This window comes from Streptomyces sp. NBC_00986 (assembly GCF_045162565.1).
GTDB lineage: Bacteria > Actinomycetota > Actinomycetes > Streptomycetales > Streptomycetaceae > Streptomyces.
The window spans coordinates 11,261,668-11,278,311 of the sequence record NZ_CP108733.1 but is presented as its reverse complement, the minus strand read 5'-3'; the positions used below and the strand labels follow the sequence as shown (position 1 = coordinate 11,278,311).

16 protein-coding genes are annotated in these 16,644 nt (G+C 69.8%); 10 read left to right on the top strand and 6 right to left on the bottom strand.

Going from position 1 to position 16,644, the window contains the following annotated elements; translation table 11 throughout:
- Nucleotides 1-42 precede the first annotated feature (42 nt).
- A complete protein-coding gene (locus tag OG504_RS50930) occupies nucleotides 43-429 on the bottom strand; it encodes a signal peptidase I (protein WP_405995983.1) in 387 nt (128 codons plus the stop codon).
- Between the two features lie 76 nt (nucleotides 430-505).
- Entirely contained in the window at nucleotides 506-1,711 is a 1,206-nt protein-coding gene (locus tag OG504_RS50925) for a glycosyltransferase (RefSeq protein ID WP_405995982.1), read from the bottom strand.
- Between the two features lie 479 nt (nucleotides 1,712-2,190).
- On the opposite strand from OG504_RS50925, the gene OG504_RS50920 reads away from it, so the two are divergent.
- The gene (locus OG504_RS50920) at nucleotides 2,191-2,880 is read left to right on the top strand and encodes a hypothetical protein (protein ID WP_405995981.1); all 690 of its coding nucleotides are present in this window, start codon (nucleotides 2,191-2,193) and stop codon (nucleotides 2,878-2,880) included.
- A gap of 535 nt (nucleotides 2,881-3,415) precedes the next feature.
- Here OG504_RS50920 and OG504_RS50915 read toward each other — a convergent pair.
- Nucleotides 3,416-3,853: a RidA family protein gene (locus OG504_RS50915; RefSeq protein ID WP_405995980.1), complete on the bottom strand. Its 438-nt coding sequence runs from the start codon at nucleotides 3,851-3,853 to the stop codon at nucleotides 3,416-3,418.
- 165 nt (nucleotides 3,854-4,018) lie between these two features.
- On the opposite strand from OG504_RS50915, the gene OG504_RS50910 reads away from it, so the two are divergent.
- The 4 genes from OG504_RS50910 to OG504_RS50895 all read left to right on the top strand — a co-directional run bounded on the left by OG504_RS50910 (nucleotide 4,019) and on the right by OG504_RS50895 (nucleotide 8,016).
- The gene (locus OG504_RS50910) at nucleotides 4,019-4,858 is read left to right on the top strand and encodes a fumarylacetoacetate hydrolase family protein (protein WP_405995979.1); all 840 of its coding nucleotides are present in this window, start codon (nucleotides 4,019-4,021) and stop codon (nucleotides 4,856-4,858) included.
- A gap of 2 nt (nucleotides 4,859-4,860) precedes the next feature.
- Nucleotides 4,861-5,346 carry a cupin domain-containing protein gene (locus OG504_RS50905; RefSeq protein ID WP_405995978.1) on the top strand — a complete coding sequence of 162 codons (486 nt, stop codon included), beginning with the start codon at nucleotides 4,861-4,863 and terminating at the stop codon, nucleotides 5,344-5,346.
- Nucleotides 5,343-6,296: an acyl-CoA thioesterase gene (locus OG504_RS50900; RefSeq protein ID WP_405995977.1), complete on the top strand. Its 954-nt coding sequence runs from the start codon at nucleotides 5,343-5,345 to the stop codon at nucleotides 6,294-6,296. Before OG504_RS50905 ends, OG504_RS50900 begins: the two co-directional genes overlap by 4 nt.
- Nucleotides 6,297-6,357: 61 nt before the next feature.
- The gene (locus OG504_RS50895) at nucleotides 6,358-8,016 is read left to right on the top strand and encodes an AMP-binding protein (RefSeq protein ID WP_405995976.1); all 1,659 of its coding nucleotides are present in this window, start codon (nucleotides 6,358-6,360) and stop codon (nucleotides 8,014-8,016) included.
- Between the two features lie 31 nt (nucleotides 8,017-8,047).
- Here OG504_RS50895 and OG504_RS50890 read toward each other — a convergent pair whose 3' ends face one another.
- Nucleotides 8,048-9,238, bottom strand: coding sequence for an RNA-guided endonuclease InsQ/TnpB family protein (locus OG504_RS50890; protein WP_405995975.1), 1,191 nt, complete (start codon nucleotides 9,236-9,238; stop codon nucleotides 8,048-8,050).
- Between the two features lie 161 nt (nucleotides 9,239-9,399).
- Here OG504_RS50890 and OG504_RS50885 point away from each other — a divergent pair, with 161 nt between their 5' ends.
- Genes OG504_RS50885 through OG504_RS50875 form a run of 3 tightly spaced genes read left to right on the top strand, consistent with a single transcriptional unit; the run spans nucleotide 9,400 to nucleotide 13,070 of the window.
- Nucleotides 9,400-11,769 (top strand): bifunctional salicylyl-CoA 5-hydroxylase/oxidoreductase, encoded by a 2,370-nt coding sequence (locus tag OG504_RS50885; RefSeq protein WP_405995974.1) that lies wholly within the window; start codon nucleotides 9,400-9,402, stop codon nucleotides 11,767-11,769.
- A 29-nt stretch (nucleotides 11,770-11,798) separates the two neighbouring features.
- Nucleotides 11,799-12,203 (top strand): acyl-CoA thioesterase, encoded by a 405-nt coding sequence (locus OG504_RS50880; RefSeq protein ID WP_405995973.1) that lies wholly within the window; start codon nucleotides 11,799-11,801, stop codon nucleotides 12,201-12,203.
- Nucleotides 12,204-12,215: 12 nt separating this feature from the next.
- Nucleotides 12,216-13,070 (top strand): PaaX family transcriptional regulator C-terminal domain-containing protein, encoded by an 855-nt coding sequence (locus OG504_RS50875; protein WP_405995972.1) that lies wholly within the window; start codon nucleotides 12,216-12,218, stop codon nucleotides 13,068-13,070.
- Nucleotides 13,071-13,080: 10 nt separating this feature from the next.
- Here OG504_RS50875 and OG504_RS50870 read toward each other — a convergent pair whose 3' ends face one another.
- Together OG504_RS50870 and OG504_RS50865 are read right to left on the bottom strand one after the other, a co-directional pair.
- Nucleotides 13,081-13,701 carry a hypothetical protein gene (locus tag OG504_RS50870; protein ID WP_405995971.1) on the bottom strand — a complete coding sequence of 207 codons (621 nt, stop codon included), beginning with the start codon at nucleotides 13,699-13,701 and terminating at the stop codon, nucleotides 13,081-13,083.
- Nucleotides 13,698-14,267, bottom strand: a complete 570-nt coding sequence (locus OG504_RS50865) for an RNA polymerase sigma factor (RefSeq protein WP_405995970.1) — start codon at nucleotides 14,265-14,267, stop codon at nucleotides 13,698-13,700. Before OG504_RS50865 ends, OG504_RS50870 begins: the two co-directional genes overlap by 4 nt.
- A gap of 110 nt (nucleotides 14,268-14,377) precedes the next feature.
- Between OG504_RS50865 and OG504_RS50860 the strand changes: the two genes are divergently transcribed.
- Nucleotides 14,378-14,836, top strand: a complete 459-nt coding sequence (locus OG504_RS50860) for a MarR family winged helix-turn-helix transcriptional regulator (RefSeq protein ID WP_405995969.1) — start codon at nucleotides 14,378-14,380, stop codon at nucleotides 14,834-14,836.
- A 42-nt stretch (nucleotides 14,837-14,878) separates the two neighbouring features.
- Nucleotides 14,879-16,600, top strand: a complete 1,722-nt coding sequence (locus tag OG504_RS50855) for an MFS transporter (RefSeq protein WP_405995968.1) — start codon at nucleotides 14,879-14,881, stop codon at nucleotides 16,598-16,600.
- The last annotated feature ends 44 nt before the right edge of the window (nucleotides 16,601-16,644 follow it).

Below are 16,644 nucleotides of genomic sequence, written 5' to 3'. Positions count from 1 at the left end.
AACGCTGTTACGGGCAAAGAGGACCTCATATTCCGGCGTACCTCACGGACTCGGCCGCTCTTCCTCCTGCGGTACGGCGTATCCAGGCACAGAAGGCCAGCGCACAGTGAGTACCACGGACTCGTCCTCCGCGGCCCAGGAGTGATCCACCCCCTGGCCCCATACGACATAGTCGCCCTGTTCTTCCAACAGCACGCTTCGACCGGGGAACTCCATACGGAAGCGACCTGAGATCAGGACCAGGACAGCTGCGCGCACTTCGCCCTTCACCCACTGCACTCGCTGTTCGCCACGCGGGTGAACGCCCCATTTGACCTCCACAGCGTCGCTGTGGAGAGGGCTGCCTTCCTCCTTGAAGTGCCCGAGCAGCCATCCCCGGTCCAGTGCCGCGTCTTTGCCCGCATTACCCACGTACACGCCGTCTTCCATGCACCGGAACGCTAGCAGCCGACCACCGCGGCAGTGACAGGGTGCGTCCCGGGCCGGCGGGCCGTGCCTGCCCCGCTCACCGGATGGCGTCGAGGAGCAGGTTCGCGGCCACCGCCGCTCCGTCGGTGCGGATCCTGCTGCCCACAGCCTTGGCCCGAGCCCGTGTCTCAGGTGCCAGGGCCGTCTTGAACGCGACGCTCAAGGACTCGGTCGTCGGAGCCGGAGTGTCAAGTGCCGCACCGAGATCCAGGTCCGCCACCTGACCGGCCCAGTAGGGGTTGTCCGCCAACTGAAGCGGCACCACCACTTGCGGCACTCCCGCCCGGGCGGCCGTCAGCGTCGTCCCCGCACCCCCGTGATGGACCACCGCGGCCACCCTCCCGAACAGACTCTGATGGCTGACCTCGCCGATGGCGAGGCAGTCGTCCCTGTCGTCGCCCAGGTCCAGGTCCGCCCAACCGCGGGAGACGAGTACGCGATGATCCTGTGCGCGGATCACCCCGACGGCCCTGCGGGCGATGTCCGGGGACGGGCGGATGCTGCCGAAACCCACGTAGACCGGCGGCGCGCCCGCGCCCAGGAACGTCAACAGCTCGGCCGGCAGGGGGCGTTCGTCCGGCAGCGTCCACGCACCCGTCTGGATCACGTCGAGGCCCGGGGTCTTCCGCCACGGTCCCAGGACCGGGTCCGCCGCCAGCCACGGCCGGCCGGTGAAGACGTGATCACGGACGTTGTCCACCGGCGGCAGACCGAGTGCTGCCCGGTGGCCGTTGAGCGGCTCGGCGAACTGCGCGTTCACACTGCGGGCGTCCAGCTCCCACAGCGTCAGATTGTCGTCCGCCTCCGGCTCCGGCCAGCCCGGCCGCGGGGGCGGCGCGTGGTACGGCGACGGCAGGTTGACCGCCGAATAGCTGGTGTACACGTAGCGGACGCCCGCGGCCTCGGCCACGGACCGCGCGGCGATCTGCGCCAGGCCCGCCGCCACCAGCGCGTCACACCCGTCGAGCGCCGCGGGGAAGATCTCGAACTGTGCGTCGAGCATCTCGGTCCGGTACCGGGACAGATCCGCCGCCGACGGCAGCGTCGTCCCGCTCATCAACGCCCGCACGGGTGGCCCGACCGGCACCAGTTGCACCCCGAGACCTGCCAGCCGCTGCGCGAACTCCTCGTCGGGCGGGGCGCACATCCGCACCTCCACGCCGAGCTCCCGCAGCCGCACCGCGAGTGCCACCAGCGGTTCGACATCGCCCCGCGTCCCGTACGTGGACAACAGCACCCGCATTCCGCGACCTCTTTCGCTCGGTCTTCCCGTACGTCTCGGCCCGTGCCCGCCCGGGTCTCGAGCGGTTCTCGTCGACGGCGCGGGGTCGGCGGCAGCGGGTGCGCGGCAGCAGTGTACGTCGCGTGATCGTGAACGCGGCAGTAGTCCTCGAACACCGGGTTACCGGTATCCGAGCGCGCCTCGCCGTCGCCCGGGTGGACACGCAAGTCGGCGCTGCCGTACCGGACTTGGAAGCGTTCGCCCCTGGCCGAGTGCCGGTTCCGGAGTGCCGTACGGTGACCGATGGCCGGTCTCGTCCCCCTCGTGGGCCAACTCGGCTGTTTCGACGCCGACTTCTTCCTTCACCGGCAGCGGCGAATACCCACCGGGCACCTTGGGGACAATCTCGTCGATCAACGCCCCCGGCCCGTACCCGGCGAAGTGCGCAAGGTTCCCGATCGTCGACACAATCTGAGAGCCACTCAATGCATAGTTCGTCCGTGCCCGTTCCTGACGTTTCGATCATCTTGCCCTGCGCCGGATTCGCGACGCGCTTCGGGGCGCCCTACTCGAAGGAGCTGCACTGTCTGGCTCCCGGGGTCACCGTGCTGGACCGCAGCCTGGAGACCGTCGTCGAGCTGGCCAAGAGCGGACTCAACGTGCGCCTGGTCGTCGTGTTCGGGGCACACAAGCTGGACACAGTGAGCTATCTCGCGCGGTACGCCGACACCTTTCAGATGGTCTTCGTCTACCAGGACCATTCGCTCGAACCAGATCTCGACGGCGCGATCCGGTCCGCCCTGCCGATGACGCAGGGGCCGGTGGCCCTTGTCCTGCCCGACATCGTTGTCTCCGGCGCTGGGAGTGCCGGCAGTCTCCTGGCCGCACTGCGACAGACAGAGGTCGCGGGCTGGAGCGTTGTGGCCGCCGAGGAGCGGGACCCCGACATCCTCCGGCAGATGGGCGCGCTGGCCGTGGTCGAGGGGGACGGCATCGCTACGGTCCGGGAGGCCACCGACAAGCCATCGGACCCGTCGGGCTTCAACGCGTTCTGGGGCATGGTGGCAGTCGCCGAGGAGGAGGCACACCGGTTGCCCGACGTGGCGAGCAAAGGGGCGGACAGCCCACTGGCCGGTGCGGTCGCGCTCATCGTGGAGCGAATCGTCAACTACAACACCACCATGGGCTGACTCCCGGGGCACCGGCGAAGCCGTGCGCGGGCGGCTCTGCCGTTCTCACCGGACGGCGCCCGCGTGGCCGCGGAAGCGATCCGTGCTCAGGACCGGCGCGGGCGGTTCTCCCAGCGGTGGACCGACTTGGGCTCGATCAACCGAGGGACGACCATTTCATCGTGGGCGAGGTGAATCGGGAGGCGCTGTTCGGTCGGGTGGCGGCTGTCGTGCGTCACGACGGCGCGGGCACCGCGACAACCGCCGTTGGCCGACCCGCACCAGATGGCGGACCAGCTGTACGGGGCCGACCGGGCGGCCGAGTCAGGCATCGGTGATGCAGACGGGTGCCCGCCTCCGACCTTCGCGTCCTTGTCGGCCGCGCACGCAACAGCCCCGGCCCCCGAAACCCGCGCATCAGCCAGGTCGGCGGCGGCCGCAATCGGCACCGAGACGCCCGCGCGGAGCAATCACACCCTCGGCCGGACCAGCCTGACCAACCCCTCCACCGCGCTCGGTCATCACCAGGGTTCTTCGCCACGGCCACAGCGATTCGTCACGCCTTGGGGTCGTCCCGGCCCTCCGCCCGGATGAGCCGCTCGTCCGGAATCACCGCGACCCCGAGAATCTCGATCATCGCCTCCGGCTGCCACAACGCGGTCGTGCCGATCCCCGCCATCGCCGGATAGACCGGCCCCGCGAGCTCGCGCCAGGCCTTCCCGATCTCCTTGCCGTGCGCCTGATAGTCGGGGATGTCGGTGAGGTAGATCGTCAGGCTCACCAGGTCCTCGGGGATACCGCCGGCCGCCCGCAGCGTGGTGAGCACGTTGCCGAACGCCTGCCGGAACTGCTCGACGATGCCCCCGGGGACGATCCGCATGTCCGCGTCCAGGGCCGTCTGTCCGCCCAGGTGGAGCGTGTTGCCGCTCAGGGTGCCGTGCGAGTAGCCGCTCGGTGCGGGGAGCGAGGGCGGGTTCACCGGGATCGGAGTCATTGCTGGGTGCTCCTCGAATGGATCGAACGGACCGGACCGGACGGGCTGACTCAAGCAGCGTAGCCCATCTATTGACTGTTTTCGACGGTCGTGAAAATCTCGCTATAACGCAGTCCGGTCATCGACCGCTGTCCGGCCGCCGCCCCACCCCGAGGGAGTACGCCCATGAAGCTCGCCACCGTGGCCCACAGAGGCCGCACCACGGCCGCCGTCCTCGACGGCGACCGCTGGCGGGAGCTGCCGGCCGACGACCTCTCCGCGCTCCTGGCGACCACGGCGACCGACCGCGTCGAGGGTCTCGCCGGGGCCGAACTGCCCGGCGCCACACCCGTGTTGCCGCTGCCCTCACCCCGCAAGGTCGTCTGCTGCGGCCTCAACTACGGCGACCACATCACCGAGATGGGCCGCGAGCTGCCCGCCCACCCCACGCTCTTCGCCAAGTACGCCGACACGCTCACCGGACCCGAGGCCGACCTGGTCCTGCCGTCCGGGCTCGACGTGGACTGGGAGGCGGAGCTGGCGGTCGTGGTCGAGGCCGAACTCAGGAGCGCGGACCGTGACACGGCCGGGCGGGCGATCGCCGGATACACGGTCGCCAACGACATCAGCGTGCGGGACTGGCAGAAGCGCACGCTGCAGTGGTTCCAGGGCAAGGCGTGGGACCGCACGACCCCGCTGGGACCGGTGGTCGTCACGCCCGACGAGCTCGACCCGGTCGCGGGCGTCGAGGTGGTCTGCCGGGTCAACGGCGTCGAGCGGCAGCGCGGAAACACGAGCACGCTGGTGTTCGACGCCGCCGATCTGCTCGCCTACATCTCCACCTTCACAGTCCTGCGCCCCGGCGACATCGTGCTCACCGGTACCCCTGGTGGCGTGGGGTCAGGCATGAACCCGCCGGTCTTCCTCGCCGACGGCGATCTCGTCGAGACCGAGATCCCCGGTATCGGCACCCTGCGCAACCGCTTCCGCCTCACCGACTTCCGCGTCACCGACTCCAGGAGCTGATCATGGAACCCGATTTCTCCAAGTACGTCCTAGAGGGCGACAACTCGTTGTACGCCAACGAGTCCGGCCTGGTCGTACCGGTCGTGACGCGCGGTGGTCTGGAGGTCGGCGCGACCGGCCAGTCCGCCGGGGCGACCCGGATCTCGGGCGTCTCCGTGCAGCACACGCCGGCCACGAAGCTGTGGTTCGGGAAGGTGAGCAACGAGTCGGGTTATCGCTCGGTGCCGCACCACCACGGCGAGGCCGAGACCGGCGGCTACGTCCTCTCCGGCCGGGCCCGGATCTACTTCGGTGAACGCTTCGAGGACTACCTCGACCTCGCCGAGGGCGACTGGGTCTTCGTCCCGCCGTTCATGCCGCACGTCGAGTGCAACCTCGACCGCAACAACCCGCTGACCTGGATGACGACCCGCACCCCGGAGAACATCGTGGTCAACCTGGCCGAGGTGGCCGACGCCGACCTGCGCGACTGGCTGGACCGGCCGTGAACGACACCCAAAGCACCAACGCCGACTCCCGCGCCACCGGCGCCGACCTCCGCTCCGTCCCGACCTCGGCCGCCTTCACCGCCGCGATCGCCCTCACCCCCGTCGAGCCCGAGCACTTCGACCTCGCCTTCACCGCGACCACCCAGCCCTGCCCCTGGCCGAAGGCCTACGGCGGTGACATGGTCGCGCAGGCCACGGCCGCCGCGATGCGCTCGGTCGAGGGCAAGACGCTGCACTCGATGCACTCCTACTTCCTGCGGCCGGTCGACATCGGCGCCGAAGTCCGTTACGAGGTCGAGCTGTTGCGCGACGGGCGCGGCTACGCCACCCGCCAGGTCCGCGGTTTCCAGAACGGCAAACCCGTCTACACCTGCCTCGCCAACTTCGCCGCGGGCGAGCCGGGCGCCGGCTTCGCCGCCGAGCCCCCTGCCGGCGTACCGGATCCCACCGAACTGCCCAGCTCCGCCTCGTACTTGCGCAACACCGCCGCACCCCGGGGCACGATGACCGACACCTCCGAGGAGTACTGGAGCGGCGGCCGCAGCTTCGACATGCGGCACGTGCCCGGCCCTGTCTACCTCACGGTCGAGGGCGAGCGCGTACCCCAACAGGCCGTGTGGGTACGGCCGTTCGACACCCTGCGTCCCGTCGACGGCCTCACCGACGAGCAGCGCGACCTCGCCGCGCTCGCCTATGTCTGCGACTACACGATCCTCGAGCCCGTCCTGCGCGTGCTGGACCTGCCGTGGGCACTCCCCGGACTCATCACCGCGAGCCTCGACCACGCGATGTGGTTCCACCGGCCCGCCCCCATGGACGGCTGGCTCCTCTACGCCCAGGAAGCCGTCGCGGCCGACGCCGGTCGCGGCCTCGCCGTCGGCCGCTTCTTCACTCCTACCGGTACCCACCTGGCCACCGTCGTCCAGGAAGGCCTGATCCGCAGCTCTTGATTCCCACGCAGCTCCTGATCCCTGCACGGCCCGCCCCCGGCCTGCGGAAAGGACCCTCCCGATGGACCAGTTGGACCAGATGGGCCTCTCACCCTCCGCCTATCCGGACACGTTCGCCCGCGACCATCTCCCGCCGCGCGCCCAGTGGCCGGTCCTGGAGTTCACCACCGACGAACTCCGCTACCCCGAACGCCTCAACGCCGGCGCCGAGTTGATCGACGTCCCCACCGCCCGCTTCGGCCCCGACCGCCCGGCCCTATGCACACCGGAGGGCGAGGTGTGGACCTACGGCGAGCTCCTGCACCGCGCCAACCAGATCGCCCGTGTCCTCACCGAGGACCTCGACTTGATCCCCGGCAACCGGGTGCTCCTGCGCTCCCCCAACAACCCCTGGACCGTGGCGTGCTGGCTCGGCACCCTCAAGGCCGGCGGCATCGTCGTCACCACCATGGCGGCCCTGCGCGCCCGCGAACTCACCCCGGTCGTCGAGAAGACCCGCCCGGCCGTCGCCCTGGTCGACCACCGCTTCACGGCGGACATCGAGACCGTACGCGACACCGTCCAGCCGGACCTCAGGATCGTGGCCTACGGCGGCGACGCACCCGACGACCTGACGCGCCAAGTGGCCGCGAAACCGGCCGAGTTCACCGCCGTCGACACGGCCGCCGACGACGTCGCCCTCTTCGGACCCACCTCGGGCAGCACCGGCGTACCGAAGATCACCACGCACTTCCACCGGGACATCCTGTCGATCGACAACACCTTCGGCCGGCACACGCTCCGCCTGCGGCCGGACGACCTGGTGTCGTGCACGGCCCCGCTCGCCTTCACCTTCGGGCTCGGCATCCTGGTCGTCTGTGCCCTGCGGGCCGGCGCCTGCGCGCTGCTGACGGAGGCCGTAGCACCGGAGCCGCTGGCCGAGTTGGTCGCCGAGGCGGGGGTCACCGTGCTGGCGACCGCGCCGACGGCGTACCGGCAGATCCTCAAGGCCGGGAAGGCGGACCGGCTGCACGGTCTGCGCAGTGCGGTCAGCGCCGGGGAGCACATACCCGAGGACGTGTGGGAGCAACTCCGCGCGGAGACCGGGATCAAGGTCATCGACGGCATCGGCGCCACCGAGATGATCCACATCTTCATCTCCGCCGCCGGTGACGACATCCGGCCCGGTTCGACGGGACGGCCGGTCCCCGGTTACCGCGCCACGGTCCTCGACCTGGACGGCGAGGAGGTCGGTCCCGGTGTCGAGGGACGGCTGGCCGTGATCGGCCCGGTCGGCTGCCGTTACCTCGACGACCCACGGCAGGAGAACTACGTCGTGGGCGGCTGGAACGTCACCGGGGACACCTTCGTGCGCGACGAGGACGGCTACTTCTACTACCGGACCCGCACGGACAACATGATCGTGTCCTCCGGCTACAACATCGGCGGCCCCGAGGTGGAGTCGGCGATCAACACCCACCCGGACGTAGTCGAGTCCGCCGTGGTCGCCAAGCCCGACCCCGAACGCGGCTCCGTGGTCTGCGCGTTCGTAGTCCTGGTCGAGGGAGTCGTCGGCGACGAGGCCAAGGTCAAGGACATCCAGGACCACGTGAAGGCGCAGCTCGCGCCGTACAAGTACCCCCGGGCGGTGCGCTTCTGCGATGCGCTGCCCCGCAACACCAGCGGAAAGCTTCAGCACTTCCTGCTGCGTCGGATCGTCGAGAAGGAGAACCAGGCTTGACTTCCTCCCCCTTCCTGAAGGACGGGGATTCCTACGGCTCGCGCCGTAGGGGTTCCTGCTTCAACGCCGACTGCCCGCCAGGAGAACTCCCTTGAGGTCTTACACCAGCTCCACAGGCCGAGACGGCCAGCCCGGCCGCCTTGATGTTGCGGGCCGCGTTGATGTCGCGGTCATGTACGGCGCCGCAGTCGCACGTCCACTCGCGGGCGCTCAGCGGCATCCTCGCCGCGACCGTACCGCAGGCCCCGCACAGCTTGCTGCTGGGGAACCAGCGGTCGATCACGACGAGTTCGCGCCCGTACCAAGCGCACTTGTACTCCAGCATGGAGCGCAGTTCCGTCCACGACGCGTCACTGATGGCGCGGGCGAGCCTGCCGTTCTTCAGCAGGTTACGGACGGTGAGGTCCTCGATCACGACCGTTTGGTTCTCACGGACGAGACGCGTCGACAGCTTGTGCAGGAAGTCGCGGCGCCGGTCGGCGATCCGCGCATGGACCTCGGCGACACGCTCGCGGGCCTTCTCCCGGTTCGCCGAGCCCTTCGCCTTCCGGGACAACTCCCGCTGCGCCCGGGCGAGACGAGCGCGGTCGCGCCGCTCGTGCCGGGGGTTGGTGGCCTTCTCCCCGGTGGACAGGGTCACGAGCGACGTGATGCCCGCATCGATACCGACCGCGTTCTTCGTGGCCGGAGCCGGGGTAATGCGGTCGTCGCACAGCAGCGACACGAACCACCGGCCCGCACTGTCACGGGACACGGTCACCGTCGTCGGTACCGCACCCTCCGGGAGGGGACGCGACCAGCGGATGTCCAGAGAACCGGCCATCTTCGCCAGAGTCAGACGGCCCTCGCGCCACGTGAAGGCGGAGCGGGTGTACTCGGCCGACGAACGGGACTTCTTCCTCGACTTGAAACGCGGATACTTCGCCCGCTTGGCGAAGAAGTTCCCGAACGCCGTCTGAAGATGACGCAGCGCCTGCTGGAGCGGGACGCAGGACACCTCGGCCAGGAAGGCGAGTTCCTCGGTCTTCTTCCACTCCGTCAGCGCGGCCGACGACTGCACGTAGGAAACGCGGCGCTGCTCCCCGTACCAGGCCCGGGTGCGCTCCTCCAGCGCCTTGTTGTAGACGAGACGGACACAGCCGAACGTACGCGACAGCCCGGCCGCCTGCTCGTCCGTCGGGTAAAAGCGGTACTTGAACGCCCGCTTGACCTGCCGCGCCATACCTCACACCGTACCAACTCCCGTGTGAGGCGCGGGTATCGGCCGGTGGACGGTAGACGCCGGACCGCCCTGACAGCGAACCGAATTTCCCTGCCCTGCTCCGCAGGAGCTTCGTTTCCTCCCCCGGCTGAAGCCGGGAGTATCCACGAAGGAGAGCCCCGATGAGGATCGCGATCGTGGGCGGCGGCCCAGGTGGGCTGTACCTCGCCGCGCTGATGAAGCAGCTGGACCCCGGTCATGAGATCACCGTGTGGGAGCGCAACGCGCCCGACGACACCTTCGGCTTCGGCGTGGTCTTCTCCGACGAGACCCTCGGGGGCATCGAGAACGCGGACACCGTCGTGCACGACGCGATGGAGAGCCGCTTCGCGCGCTGGACCGACATCGACATCGAGTTCGACGGCCACCCCTTCACGGTCGGCGGCCAGGGTTTCGCGGCGATGGCCCGCAAGGACCTGCTGCACATCCTCCAGGAGCGGGCCGCCGAACTCGGCGTCACCGTGCACTACCGCACCCTCGCCCCTGAAGTGGACGAACTGCGCGACTCCTACGACCTCGTGGTCGCGGCCGACGGCATCAACTCGGCCGTGCGCACCAAGTACGCCGACGCCTTCGTCCCCTCGCTGGACCAGCGGACGAACAAGTACATGTGGCTGGGCACCGACCGGGTCTTCGAGGCGTTCCAATTCCTCGTCAAGCAGACCGAGTTCGGGACCATGCAGATCCACGGCTACCCCTACTCCGGCGCCGGTTCGACCTTCATCGTCGAGATGGCCGAGGACGTGTGGCGCAAGGCCGGCCTCGACGCGTCGGAGGGCACGCAGTTCCCGCCCGGGGTGAGCGACGAGCGGTCGGTGGACCGGATCCGCGAGATCTTCGCCGACGAACTGGCCGGGCACAACCTCCTTACCAACAACTCCCGTTGGCTCAACTTCACGACGGTCCGCAACGAGCGCTGGCACCACCACAACGTGGTCCTGCTCGGCGACGCCGCCCACACCGCGCATTTCTCGATCGGCTCCGGCACCAAGCTGGCCATGGAGGACGCCCTCGCGCTCGCCGCGTGTCTGCACGAACACCCCACCGTGGACGAGGCGTTGACGGCGTACGAGACCGAGCGCCGCCCGGTGGTGGAGTCCACCCAGCGCGCCGCCCAGGCCTCGCTGGAGTGGTTCGAGAACATCGGCCGGTACGCCGACCAGGACCCCGCGCAGTTCTGCTTCAACCTGCTCACGCGCTCCCGCCGGATCACCTTCGACAACCTCAAGGACCGAGACCCCGGCTTCGCCGACCTGATCGAGCGCGGCTTCGCGGAGGCCCAGGGCCGCACGGAGTCGGTCCCCGCGATGTTCCAGCCGTTCGCCATCGGCGGCCTGGAGCTGAAGAACCGGATCATCGTCTCGCCGATGGACATGTACTCCGCCGTCGACGGAGTACCGGACGACTTCCACGTCGTCCACCTGGGATCCAAGGCGCTCGGCGGCGCGGGCCTGGTCATGACCGAGATGGTCTGCGTCTCCCCCGAGGGCCGCATCACCCCGGGCTGCACGGGCCTGTGGAACGACACGCAGCGCGACGCGTGGACCCGGGTCACCGACTTCGTGCACGGCCGCAGCACCGCGAAGATCGGTCTCCAGCTGGGCCATTCGGGCCGCAAGGGCTCAACTCGCCTCATGTGGGAGGGCATTGACGAGCCCCTGACCGAGGGCAACTGGGAGGTCGTCGGCCCGTCCCCGCTGGCCTACGGCACGGGCTGCCACACACCGCGCGAGATGACGCGGGCCGACATGGACGCGGTCGTGGCCGACTTCGTGTCCGCCGCCCGGCGAGGCGCCGAAGCAGGCTTCGACCTCCTCGAAGTCCACGCGGCCCACGGCTACTTGCTCTCCTCCTTCCTCTCCCCGATCGCCAACCACCGCACCGACGAGTACGGCGGCGACCTCACGAACCGGCTCCGCTTCCCGCTGGAGGTCTTCGACGCCGTACGGTCCGCGTTCCCCGCCGACCGCCCGGTGACGGTACGGATCTCGGCCACCGACTGGGTCCCGGACGGGAACACCGAGCACGACGCGGTGGAGATCGCGCGGGCGTTCGTCGCGCACGGCGCGGCTGCCGTCGACGTGTCGTCCGGACAGGTCACCCAGGACGAGAAGCCGGCGTACGGCCGCTCTTACCAGACCCCGTTCGCCGACCGGATCCGGCACGAGGTCGCCGCTCCGGCGGGCGCGGCCGTGATCGCCGTAGGAGCGATCTCGTCGTACGACGACGTCAACTCGATCCTGCTCGCCGGGCGGGCCGACCTGTGCGCGCTCGGCCGTACGCATCTCTACAACCCGCAGTGGACGCTCCAGGCGGCGGCCGAGCAGGAGTACCGCGGCGCGGGTGCCGACTGGCCGGTGCAGTTCGCGGCCGGGCGCCGCAAGCCGCCGACCTCGCGGACCGACGCGGTCCGTCCGCGGCTCGCGCTGCTGCGGGAGACCCCGCGGGATGCCGTGCATCTGCGGTGGACCCCGGGCAGGGCTGCGGAATGAGCGGGCCCTGCGGCGTTCACCGTGCGCGGGTGGAGTGGATCGACACCGATGCGGCGGGGATCTACCACAACACCACGGTCGTCCGGTTCGCCGAGGCGGCGGAGGCCGAGCTGATGCGCGTGTACGACATCCCGGGGTACTTCGCGGTGGCGCCGAGGGTGCGCTACGAGGTGGAGTTCGAGGCGTCGATCCGGTTCGGCGAGGAGGTCGAGACGCGGGTCGAGCTGATCCGGCTCGGCCGGTCCTCGATGACCTTCGGCTTCGAGGTGTGGCGGAACAGCGCGGACGGCAAGCCGAACTGCCGTGCCGCGCGGGGCAGTTATGTCACCGTGCACGTCCCCGACAAGGCGGTCGGCGGCAGCGTGCCCTGGCCGGCCTCCTGGCGTTCCGCGCTGGGCGGCCGGGCGGAAGCGGACGCCGGACAGGCGCACTGAAATACTACGATCGTGACGGCAAGCGACTTCGAGGACGACAGCCCGGGCCAGCCCGCACCGCCGCGATCCCTGATCGTGACGGTGTACGGTCTCTACGCGCGCGAGGTCGGTGGCTGGATCAGTGTGAGCACCCTGATCCGGCTGCTCGCCGAACTCGACGTCGACGCCCAGGCGGTCCGCTCGTCGATCTCCCGGCTCAAGCGGCGCGAGATCCTGGTGTCCGAGCGCCGGGACGGCCGCGCGGGCTACGCGCTGTCGCCGTACGCCCGTTCCGTCCTGGAGACCGGTGACCGGCGCATCTTCGAGCGGCACGCCGTCACCGACGACGGGTGGGTCATCGCCGTCTTCTCGGTGCCGGAGAGCGAGCGCCAGCACCGGCACCAACTCCGGTCCCGGCTGGCCTGGTTGGGCTTCGGCACGGTCTCGTCCGGGATCTGGATCGCCCCGGCCCACGCCCTCGACGACACCCGCGACCACCTGCTCCGACACGGTCTGGACCAGTACGTCGACCTCTTCCGCGGCGACTACGTGGCCTTCGGTGACCCCGCCGAACAGGTGGGCCGCTGGTGGGACTTGGACGCGCTGCAGAAGCTCTACGACGATTTCGTCGCGGAGTTCACGCCGATGGCCGGGCGTTGGGCCGGGCCAGGCAGGAACACGCTGTCGGACCAGGACGCGTTCATCGACTACGTCCATGTCCTCACGGCCTGGCGCAGACTCCCCTACCTCGACCCGGGCCTGCCCAGTTCCCTCCTTCCCGCCACGTGGTCCGGCACGACGGCGGCGGACCTCTTCGCCTCGCTCCGGCACACCCTGGCGGACCCGGCGCACGTGTTCGCCCGGAGCCTGCTGGACGACCCCTCGTGATCCGGCGGCGTCAACTCCCGAACGCCTGGCGGAACTTGGCGATGTCCTCGGGCGAGGCCTCGATCGCGGCGCACATCGGGACGAAGCCGTCCTTGGCGCCGATGATGTAGTGCCCGCTTTCCGTATACGTCAGCGTCTCCGAGACCTCGGTGTCGCTGGTGAGGACGACCGTCTCCGCGTCGCCGCCCTTGAACCACCGGTCCACATGGAAAGTGGCCGTCGAGCCCTTGACGGACGTGGCCGTTCCTTCGAAGAGGGTCGGGTACTTGCTCAGGGTGTCGACGCCGGGCACCATGCACTTGCCGGAGCCGCCCTCGGCGGTGAACTTCAGCGCGCCGGCCGGGGCCACGCTCTTGGCCGTGGCCGAATGACCTTTGCCGTCACCGCTGTTGGCCATGATTCCTCCGGCGACGCCGCCGCCGATGACAAGTAGTCCGGCCGCCGCGAGTCCGAAGAGATGACGGCGTCCCCATCCCTCGGTCGCGATGCCGGCGGCGGTGGTCGCGGACTGCAGCGCGGTGTCGGTGTTCAAGGTGTCCTCCACAAGGCGGTCGATGTCGGGCGGCGGAGCAATTCCGGTCAGTGCCGGGTCCGCGGACTTCAGCCGGGCCAGCAACTCGTCGTCATTCACTGACTGCTCCTTCCTTCGTCCTTCTTGTGTCCGGTCGGTCCGGCATCCTTTCGCCGCAACCGGTCGGCGAGTCTGGTCTTCGCCCGATGGAGCCGGATGCTCACCGCGTTGGACGTCAGTCCGGTCGCCTCCGCGATCTGCCGCGGCGCCAGCCCCTCCCACGCCCACAGCCGCACCACCTCACGGTCCAGTGCCCCGAGGGCGCCCAGCGCGGCATGCAGCTCACTGTGATCCGCGGCCGCCGCCGGAGCCTCCTCCTGACTCCGGATCAGCCGCTCCACGAGCCGGAGTCTGCGCCCGTCGGCCCGGCGGGCGTTCGCCAGGCACCCCCGCGCCACCCCGTAGCACCAGGGCAACACGTCACCGGGATCGGGATCGGCCCCCGTCACCAGCCCGGGGACGTCGTCGAGCCGGCGCCACAGCACGAGCATCGTCTCCGACAGGACGTCCTCGACCATGTCGGCGCCCGTCCTTCGCAGCAGATACCGGTGCAGCGGTTCCACCACCAGATGCGCCAGTCCTTCGAAGCGCGCCCGCCGCATCCGGCGCGCCTCCTGTTCCGTCATGGATTCCACACCCCGTACTGTCCGGCAGCCGCCGGTTCCTTTCACCACGCATCACCAAGCGCCACCACGCGCATCTTGATTCAAGCTACACGTAAGTGCATAATGTCGTTATGCATAAGCGGGTTATGGATCCAGTGGTCCCCGAGGCCTCCCCCGAGGACCTGATCGTCGCCGTCGAAAGGATGGTCCGCTACGTCCGGCAGAGCGCCGTCACCGGCGGCCTGAGCATGGCCGCCTCCGCCGTACTCGGACGCCTGGGCCGTGAAGGTCCGTGCCGGCTGACCGATCTGGCCCGGGCCGAGGGCGCGACCCAGCCGAACATGACGCAGCTCGTCACCCGGCTGGAGCGCGCGGACCTGGTACGGCGCACCGCGGACCGCAGTGACGGCCGGGGCGTGCTGGTGGAGGTGACCGGCACGGGCCTGGAGGTCTCCCGGCAGCGGCGCGCCGAACGCGCCCACGCCCTCGACCAGCTCATCGCGGAGTTGAGCGAGCCGGAACAGCAGGCGGTGCGGGTCGCCCTGCCGGCCCTGGCCCGCGCGATCCAGGACCGTCAGTCCCTCTCCTGACAGACCCCCCGCACCCTTCAACTCCCTGGAGGACAAGCCCACATGAGCGCACCACGCGGAAATGCCGCAAGCCCGTTCCGACAGCCCAAGGCAGTCTGGGCCGTCGCGTTCGCCTGCGTCATCTCCTTCATGGGCATCGGTCTCGTCGACCCGATCCTGCCCGCGCTGGCCGACAGCCTGCACGCCACGCCGAGCCAGGTCTCCCTGCTGTTCAGCAGCTACCTGATCGTGACGGCGGTGGCGATGCTGTTCGTCGGCTGGTTCTCCAGCCGCTTCGGCGCCAAGCGCACCCTCGTCATAGGCCTGGCGGTCATCGTGGTCTTCGCCGCGCTGGCCGGCACCTCCGGTTCCATCAACGGCATCGTCGGCTTCCGCGCCGGCTGGGGGCTGGGCAACGCCCTGTTCATCGCCACATCCCTGGCCGTCATCGTGGCCTCGGCCAGCGGCGGGTTCGGCGGCGCCATCATCCTGTACGAGACGGCACTGGGCCTCGGTATCGCCGTAGGACCGCTGCTCGGGGGCGAGTTGGGCGGCATCAGCTGGCGCGGCCCGTTCTTCGGCGTCGCCGTCCTCATGGCCGTCGCACTCATCGCCACAGCCGTGTTCGTACCGGACATGCCCAAGCCGGAACGGGTCACCTCGCCCCTCGCGCCGTTGAAGGCGCTGCGTCACCGCGGTCTGCTGACGATGGGCATCATGGCACTGCTGTACAACTGGGGCTTCTTCACCATGCTCGGCTACGCCCCCTATCCCATGGAACTCAGCGCCCATCAGCTCGGACTCGTGTTCACCGGGTGGGGCCTGCTCGTGGCCGCGTTCAGCGTCTTCTTCGCCCCACGCCTCCAGGCGCGCTACGGCACCGCGCCCGTCCTGTACGTCAATCTGGCCGGCCTCTCCGTGGTGATGGCCGTGATCGCCGCCGGGGTCGCCACGCCGACCGTGGTCATCGTGGCGGTCATCGTCAGCGGCGCGTTCATCGGCATCAACAACACCCTGACCACCCAGGCCGTCATGCTCGTCTCGCCGGTGGAGCGCCCCGTCGCCTCGTCCGCGTACGGCTTCCTGCGTTTCATCGGCGGCGGTCTTGCCCCGTACGCGGCGGGCAAGCTCGCCGACGCCACCGATCTGAGCGTCCCGTTCTATCTGGGCGCCGCGACCTTCCTGCTCGCCATCCCGGTCCTCGCCAGCGGCCACAATCTGCTCCGCGAGGCCGAACAGCACGCAGACGAGGGCGAGTCGGTCGCGCCGACCCTCATTCCGGTCGGCAAGCCCGCGAGCGGGAGCACGCCCCGGGTCGTCGTCGCCGTATCCGCCCACGACCAGGCCGCCGCCATCGTCGACGCGGCGGCCCGGCTCGCCCGCGACACGCACAGCCCGCTGGAGGTCGTCCACGTCCAACTGACCGCCCTCGTCGAGGAATTGGCCGCCGACACGGAGACGCCCGAGCAGGCCCGTGCCGCCGTGACCGCCCACCTCGACCGCCTCGCCGAGCAGGGCGTCCCGGCGACCGGCCAGATCCTCACCACCGTCGGCGACCACTCCGCCGCCGGCCGCGTACTGGCGCGGCACGCCACCGACACGGGCGCCCGCGCCATCGCCGTCGGCCGGTCACCGCACGGCCCCCTCACCCAGTTCGCGGAAGGCAGCTTCACCACTGCTCTCACCCACGCGGCCACCTGCACCGTCGTCCTCGTCGAAACCGACAACGCACCACGGCACCTGACCTCGGCCACCCTGCCGGCGCTGCGCGACGGGGCGGCCTGACCGCCACCGCACACCGACGACGACAACGACACGTGGCGGGCCCG